General features: G+C 46.3%; 5 protein-coding genes. 4 read left to right on the forward strand and 1 reads right to left on the reverse strand.

Annotated elements, in window-relative coordinates; genetic code table 11:
* Window positions 1–133 precede the first annotated feature (133 nt).
* Window positions 134–1240, reverse strand: a complete 1107-nt coding sequence (locus QT992_RS23360; protein WP_333338702.1) for a FecR domain-containing protein — start codon at window positions 1238–1240, stop codon at window positions 134–136.
* A 657-nt stretch (window positions 1241–1897) separates the two neighbouring features.
* Here QT992_RS23360 and petP point away from each other — a divergent pair.
* The 4 genes from petP (at window position 1898) to QT992_RS23380 (ending at window position 4668) form a co-directional block, all read left to right on the forward strand.
* Window positions 1898–2098, forward strand: a complete 201-nt coding sequence (gene petP, locus QT992_RS23365; protein ID WP_333338704.1) for a cytochrome b6f subunit PetP — start codon at window positions 1898–1900, stop codon at window positions 2096–2098.
* A 207-nt stretch (window positions 2099–2305) separates the two neighbouring features.
* Window positions 2306–3406 carry a Get3/ArsA fold putative tail anchor-mediating ATPase NosAFP gene (locus QT992_RS23370; RefSeq protein ID WP_333338707.1) on the forward strand — a complete coding sequence of 367 codons (1101 nt, stop codon included), beginning with the start codon at window positions 2306–2308 and terminating at the stop codon, window positions 3404–3406.
* A 373-nt stretch (window positions 3407–3779) separates the two neighbouring features.
* On the forward strand, window positions 3780–4445 hold the full coding sequence (locus QT992_RS23375) for a hypothetical protein (RefSeq protein ID WP_333338709.1): 666 nt from the start codon (window positions 3780–3782) through the stop codon (window positions 4443–4445).
* Window position 4446: 1 nt separating this feature from the next.
* The gene (locus tag QT992_RS23380; RefSeq protein WP_333338712.1) at window positions 4447–4668 is read left to right on the forward strand and encodes a hypothetical protein; all 222 of its coding nucleotides are present in this window, start codon (window positions 4447–4449) and stop codon (window positions 4666–4668) included.
* Window positions 4669–4899: the final 231 nt, after the last annotated feature.

Below are 4899 nucleotides of genomic sequence, written 5' to 3' on the forward strand. Positions count from 1 at the left end.
AAAGAGTGAATTTTCTTGTGGAACAGGCCGGAAAGCCTGTTCCTAAAAAGCTTATTGAGAATGGTGCAACATCTCAGATCTAACTCACGTCCTCAGAGACTGCCCGCGTACATTACTCGCGACGATAGGTTGTTTAGCGAACTGCGAAGCTGTAATGCCTTTCTGTGACTGACGGGCCTCGCACTACGATTTTGAGGCGGCGACTTGGAGGTAAAATTCCTTGGATTTTGAAGTTGCCCTTTCGATCGATCTTAATTTCTTCGTTGTTGACATAAACTGTGTCGATCGGGTTAATTTGACCGCTGAGGCGATAGATATTGCCGCTGACTCTCAACAAACTGCGGACTTTGAGTTTAGCTAGGCGAGGGCTGGCTGAGGGCGCCACGGGTGAGGTTTGAGGGAAAATAGTCGTGGAGTTGCCGCTGTTGAGAACTACTTCTGAGTCGGTGTTGCCGGATACTACGACTTCACCTTCAATAGTTTCGACTGCGGTTTTGTCGCCGCCGACGCTGACACCAAAGGAGGTGCCGCGGACTCCGGCAACGCCTTCTGGGGTTTCAACCCTGACTGGGGCCCTTTTGGCAGACCTTTTTTGTTGGGCAATTTGACTGGATTTGCCGAGTCCGCTGAAGGTATTGAGGGCGACTATTTGGTTGGGCGGGATAATTGTTGAGGTGTTGGCTGCGGGAGTTGTCGCAGCAGTTTTGCCGATGGACAACCTGACTCGCCCCCTGCTGACAAAAATGGCTGTGTCTTTTTCACCACCTGCACTGCTTGACAAATTGGATATTCTGACTGCGGTTTTTTCGGCAACTTCCACGACGCCGATGTTGTTGTCGATGCCTAAACGGGCTGTGGAATCGGGGCCGGTGATGATTTCGTCTCCGGGGGCGAGTAGCCGATCGCCCACAACCGCTGGCCGCCCTTTAAAGCTGACTGTACCGCGAATTTCTTCTATTTCGAGCGATCGCCCCGTCGCTGTTCCCTGAGCTTTTATCGTCTCTGCTGGGGATGAATTCGCCGCCAGTGTTGCCGGATTTGTTGGAGATTTTGAGCCAATTGGTAGTGCTGGCGGTCGATCGACTGAGACAATTTTAGTAGTGTTGGACGGCTGTTTGGGGGATGGAGAGGGCGGACTGGCGATCGTCCCACGAAAGGGCGACAGACTCGCCAGCACAGCCAAGGACAAACTTAGGAGCGGAATTTTGGTCGATCGCCCACAGGTAAAAATTTTATTCATAATTTCAATTTTGTCATATTGAAGTTCCTGGACTTCCTTTCCTCTATTAGACTCCCTAAATCCGGCAATCGTTCCACTTTTTATGCCGTAACACAGCAGCAAAAATAAATTTTATCAGCCTGAAAGTTTAGCATTAAAACTTTTTTTAGGGTCATATTTTAGTAAACTGTTACAACCTGGGAGTTTCCTCAAATCTGACCTTCGGAATTTTGTGCCAACCCGACTCAAAGTCCTTTGCAGCATGAAATTTCGCCGCTGTCAACATCAGAGAGCGCTGATTTATATATAGCAAACATAAAATTAATTACTGTTTTTGAAGGCCTTTTGGCCTCTGCCGGAAGGATGACTAATTTGAGAGAAACCCTGTAGTTGTGGCAATTAATAAAAAGATTATTTTTGGGAAGCGATAAAGAATAATTATCTAAGTGTTGAACAGCCTCTGCCAGTGGAGCTTGCCGCTGTGAAACATGATGAAGCAAACCCAAGCGAATCAGGGTAGACGATCGACCAACTCGGACTAGAATACCGTCTTTTAGGGAAAGTTGGTGGAAATTTCGATGGAAAATCATAGGGAGCGATCGACGGAGGGTGTTGCTGTTCCGAAGTAGACGCCAAACTGTAAAATAAACGGTTGTATAGAGCAGGAGAACAATTTCAGTGGCAATAGAAGTAGGTCAGAGAGTGAAGGTGCGCCGTCTCAGAGATCGGATACCTGCAAATATAGTGGGCAAGATAAAGGAGAATCCAGTAGGCACTGTTGACGGATTCAGAATGGTTGACGGTAGCGGAGTAGGCGTGGTTGTCAAGTTTGACGGTTTTTCGACTTGGTTCTTTGAAGATGAGCTAGAACCCGTTTAACAGATGTTGAAGGAAGGGGGGCACGACACGGATTCGGACACGGATACACGGATTGAATTTAACTGTGTTTCCTTTCGTCTCCTACTCTCCCCCTCTCCCACTCTCCCACTCGCCGCCTCTCCTCTTCCTTCACTCTCCCCCTCCCCCACTCTCGCTGAAGGTTGCGCTTAAATGTTAAAGAGTAAGCTTTGGCAGTGAGAACAGAAAATGGCTTTGATTTTGACATTTTTGGGCAAAGGCGGCACTGGCCGCAGTACGATCGCGATCGCAACAGCTAAAAAATATGCCGCTCAAGGCAAGCGAGTTCTGCTGCTCGGCCAAGATCCAGGCCCTGCATTGGGTATTCTGCTAGGGGTTCCCCTGACTCTGTGCCCCCAGGAAATCGCCCCCAACCTCAAAGCAGTTCAGGTGCAAAGCGGGCCACTGCTAGAACGCAGGTGGGACGAAGTTAAACAACTAGAAGCTCAATATGTCCGCACTCCCTTTTTCAAGCAGATTTACGGTCAAGAATTAGGGGTGTTACCGGGAATGGACAGCGCGCTGGCGTTGAACGAAGTTCGGGAATACGACGACAGCAAACAATACGATGTAATTGTTTATGACGGCAATGGCGGCATGGATACGCTGCGGATGCTGGGAATGCCGGAAATTCTGAGTTGGTACATCCGCCGCTTCCGCCAAGCTTTGGTAGATTCGGATTTGGGTAAAGCTTTGTCGTCGTCGCCTTTTATTCAACCGCTTGTCAGTACCGTGTTGACTGTGGATATGTCGGGAGACAATGCTTTTCAATCTACTAAGCAAGTCGATAATCTTTTGGATAAGGGTAAGGAAGCGCTGGCAGATCCGAACCGCACGGCGGCTTTTTTGGTGACGACTGGAGATGCAAGTGCGATCGCAACTGCCCGCTATCTTTGGGGAAGTTCTCAACAAGTTAGTTTGACTGTGGGCGGTGTCATTGTTAATCAAGCACCGGTTACAGAAGCTATTACTGCCGAGTTTGATCCTTTGACGGCTGTTTCGGTTCCGGCGCACAGTGACAATAATTGGCAGCCGCTAATTGATGCTTTGCCAGATTTTTCTCAGGCCGCAAAAGCTCCTCAACCCATTAACATAAACATTGCACAGCGTCAAGTTAGTTTGTTTTTGCCTGGGTTTGACAAGAAAGAAATTAAATTGATTCAATCCGGGCCGGAAGTGACGATCGAAGCGGGCGATCAGCGGCGCAATATTTTGCTGCCTCCGGCGCTAACTGGGAAATCTGTTACTGGTGCTAAGTTCCTGAATGGTTACTTGATTATTTCTTTTTAGGGTAAGGAAGAAGGCACGACACGGATTTTGACACGGATACACGGATGAATTATGGAGTTCTCTAATATCATGTCTCGTTGATTCGCGATCGTCTAATTTGTGCGATCGTAGTGGCGGGTTTCACAAACCATAATCGCCGGGAAAAAACAATCTCGAAAACCCGCCCTCTCCCCACGGTAAATCGAAATTTACATTCAGATTGGCCGTGGGGTGGGGGCGGGTTTATATAGATTGTTGGTCATCGTTATATATTGTTGGTGAACCCGCCTCTACGAACCAAAGGTACATTCAACCGCCAAATCTGCTAGAAGATCCAGACAGGTTTCACGATTACTGGTAAAGTTAATCCCTAACCTCCCAACCATCGACTATTATGAAAGCAAGAGACATTATTAGTCTGCAAGCCCTTGGCGCTGCTTTAGCTAAACTCGATTCATCTGTCCAGCTTGGCGACTTGGAAGAGAATATAAGTCGTCAGATATTGGCTTTAGAAAAATTAGCCGAACAAAACCACACTCTGAACGAAATTTACACAAAAGAACGCCTCGACTTACAAGCTCAGTACCAAGCAAAATCAAAAGACAAACGCTACAACGAGAGAAGTGACAGCATTTACAGCACGGATGCTGCAAATTTAAGCCCTTCCTTTCCTCAGCCGCATGAAGAAAGGGAAAATCCCTCTGAAATAGCTAAAGCCTTTGACAATTTCATTGCATCTTTTAATAAAATCAAAAGCCTGTACGCGGTTGAAAACCCTATAGAAAGTTTTCAAATCATCATGGAACAAGAAGCGATCGCACCTTTGATTCTAGAAGCTTACGATCGCATTCGAGCGCTGTTTCCTACGGAAAGATTAGGCTTGGAAGTGAAAACCGATCCAGAAATTGCCAATTGGCGATCGCTGTGGATTGCTATCTACACTAAACTCGAAGTCGAGGAAGCTTTTGCCAAGTTAAACATCCTTGATGATAGTTGGTGGCTTGAAGCTAAAATAGCTGCCCCCAAAAATGATTTACATATTAGCCTTGAATGGGAGTAAAATGAGATTTGATTGGTCTGAGTATTTTAATTTAGCTCAAGAGTTAGCGGCCACGAATAGTGAAAGTTCAGATAACAGGGAAGCCAAGTTGCGATCGGCGATAAGTAGAGCATACTATTCGACATTTTGCCTAGCGCGAAATTACTTGCGCGACATTGAAAAAGACCCAAGACTTTTTCGTAAGAATCGCGATAGCAACGAACATCAATATGTAGCAGAATAATTTATATACCACCCAACTAAAAAGAAAAACCTGGTCAAAATAGGTGAAAATTTAAGCAGATTGAGAGAACTTAGGAATAAAGCTGATTATGACGATACTATGTTTAACTTACAAAGAGAAGCGAGAAATGCGTTAGTGCTAGGCGAGAATATTATTTCGGGGTTAAATGAGTTGACTGAATAAGCTGAATCATAATTAAAATCGGTAGGGGCGGGTTCCACCAACCATAAT

It is taken from the genome of Microcoleus sp. T3_D1, from assembly GCF_036700405.1.
Taxonomy (GTDB): Bacteria; Cyanobacteriota; Cyanobacteriia; order Cyanobacteriales; family Microcoleaceae; genus Microcoleus.